Genomic DNA, 2,421 nt, shown 5'->3' with positions numbered 1-2,421 from the left:
GGGTAAATATTGACGGATAAGGGGTTATCATAGCTATAGCTAAATGATATAATACGTATAAGTAGTTAAATGCGACGTAAACGTCGCAAATTGTGAATTTTAAATTGTGAATTGTGAATTAAAACCTTAGGAATTAAAAAGAAAGTTATGCTTATAATGTTATGTGCATTAACGAGTTGACATATAATCGGGTTGACACATAGGTCAACCCCTACGATGTGGAATATATCACAGTTGTGGGTAGGGATGGACCTGTGTGTCCATCCGGTTTCATACGACACATGATTTACAATAGTTATCGCAATGGTTCTAGCATATATAATGGTTGTACGTAGGGGCAGACCCATGTGTCTGCCCTCCAATAATACGACTCATCTTTTATATTATATGTAACATATAACACTATGAAATACTTATAAGACTAAAATTATAAAAATCCATATATTAATAAAGATAGGGGGATAAATATGGGAGATAAGGTAGTTGAACCTAAAAAGGGAGAAATACTTTTATATAGAACAAATGAGGGTGATATAAATTTAGGAGTACTATTTTCACATGAAACTGTTTGGTTAACACAAGCTCAAATGTCAGAATTATTTCAAAGAGATAGGTCTGTTATATCTAGGCATATAAATAATATATATGAAGAAGAAGAATTAGATAGGGATTCAACTATTGCAAAATATGCAATAGTTCAAAGTGAGGGGAATAGAGAGGTTGAACGAGAAGTTGTATATTATAATCTAGATATGATTATTGCTGTTGGGTATAGAGTTCGTTCACGAGAAGGTACATTATTTAGAAAATGGGCTACATCTGTATTGAGTGAATATACATTAAAAGGTTTTGTATTAGATGATGATAGATTAAAAAATGGGAAACATTTTGGTAAGGACTATTTTGATGAACTATTAGAACGAATAAGGGAAATTAGAGCATCGGAAAGAAGGTTTTACCAAAAGATAACGGATATTTATGCAGAGTGCAGCATAGATTATGATAGTAAATCTGACATAACAAAAGAATTTTATGCAACAGTGCAAAATAAGTTACATTATGCAGTTACTGGACAAACAGCTGCAGAAATAATAAAGAGTAGGGTTGATGCAACTAAAGATAATATGGGATTAACTTCTTGGAAAGGTTCGCCCAATGGTAAAATATTAAAATCAGATATACATATAGCTAAAAATTATTTAAATAAAGAAGAAATAGATGAATTGAATAGAATAGTAAATATGTATCTTGACTATGCAGAAAATCAAGCTAAAAAACAAATACCTATGAAAATGAAAGACTGGGTAGAAAAATTAGATGCTTTCTTGGAATTTAATGAATATGAAATTTTACAAGATAAAGGTAAGGTAGCAGCCAAGGTGGCAAAAGAACTAGCCAATGACGAACATAATAAATTTAGGGTTAAACAAGACAGAGAATATAAATCAGATTTTGATAGGGAGATTGAAAAATATTTAAAATAATCTCAATAGGCTTTAGTAGTGAAAGATTAAAGCAAAATATAAAGTTATAATTAATAGCAAATAAGGACAGGAGGATTTATATAAAATACCTCCTGTCTATATTTATTTTATATATTTATCATCAAATAAGTTTTGCTAGTTGAACCGATACGGTGAACCGTATCATAAGTAGGACAAGCTATGCGTCATATGATAATGTTTAAGGGGTCATAAAAACTATTATAAATTGTTATTTAATGTTATAATGTTTATATTATTATGGGGTATAATTAGGAAGATGTATAGTAGAGATTATTTATATTAAGGTGAATGAATTATGGTTGACAAAACCTTTGAAGAAAAAATGAATATAAGGGCACAAGCATGGGCAGTTAAAAAGTATTCAAATAGCTATATAAAATGAAAAAATCGAAAACTAATTACTTTTTAGGTGGTAAGTTGAAATATATTGAAAACAAGTTTATTTTGAAGATTATTACTTAAGGTTTAATAAAAAATGTTTTACTAAAGTCGATAACACCATAGGTGTTTTCATAGAAATAATAAAGAAAGGAAGTGGTTGCTATGATAAAAATAACAGCTAAGCGTGTAAGGAGGGTTCACGCCCTATAAACCCTCCAAATAAATTTAACGGAGGAAAGTATGAGAATTCAGAAGGATAATATTGTAGTTAGAAGTGCTACTACCCATGATGCTATTCAATTAAATAAGTGGTGGAATGATGGCAGGGTTATGGAACATGCAGGTTTCCCTAATGGTTTGGGGGAATCTTTAGAAGATACTATGAATAATATCATGAGTTGGGAAGGCAAATTAAGCCAGCTTTGTGTGATAGAAATTGATGGCAAACTTGTAGGGGAACTAAGTTATAGAATTAAAGATGATAATGCAGCATATCCTGGATGGAAAATATGTGATTTTAGTTACCAGAATCAAG

General features: G+C 30.5%; 1 protein-coding gene and 1 pseudogene. Both read left to right on the top strand.

Annotated elements, in window-relative coordinates:
- The first annotated feature begins 467 nt into the window (after nt 1-467).
- Nucleotides 468-1,484 (top strand): virulence RhuM family protein, encoded by a 1,017-nt coding sequence (locus VK998_RS06240; RefSeq protein WP_325226634.1) that lies wholly within the window; start codon nt 468-470, stop codon nt 1,482-1,484.
- 642 nt (nt 1,485-2,126) lie between these two features.
- A pseudogene (locus tag VK998_RS06235) lies at nt 2,127-2,421 on the top strand (GNAT family N-acetyltransferase); the annotation flags it as partial.

The organism is Schnuerera sp., assembly GCF_035459645.1.
Lineage (GTDB): Bacteria > Bacillota > Clostridia > Tissierellales > Tepidimicrobiaceae > Schnuerera.
Note: the sequence above shows the minus strand (reverse complement) of the source record. Positions and strands in the feature narration are given on the sequence as shown.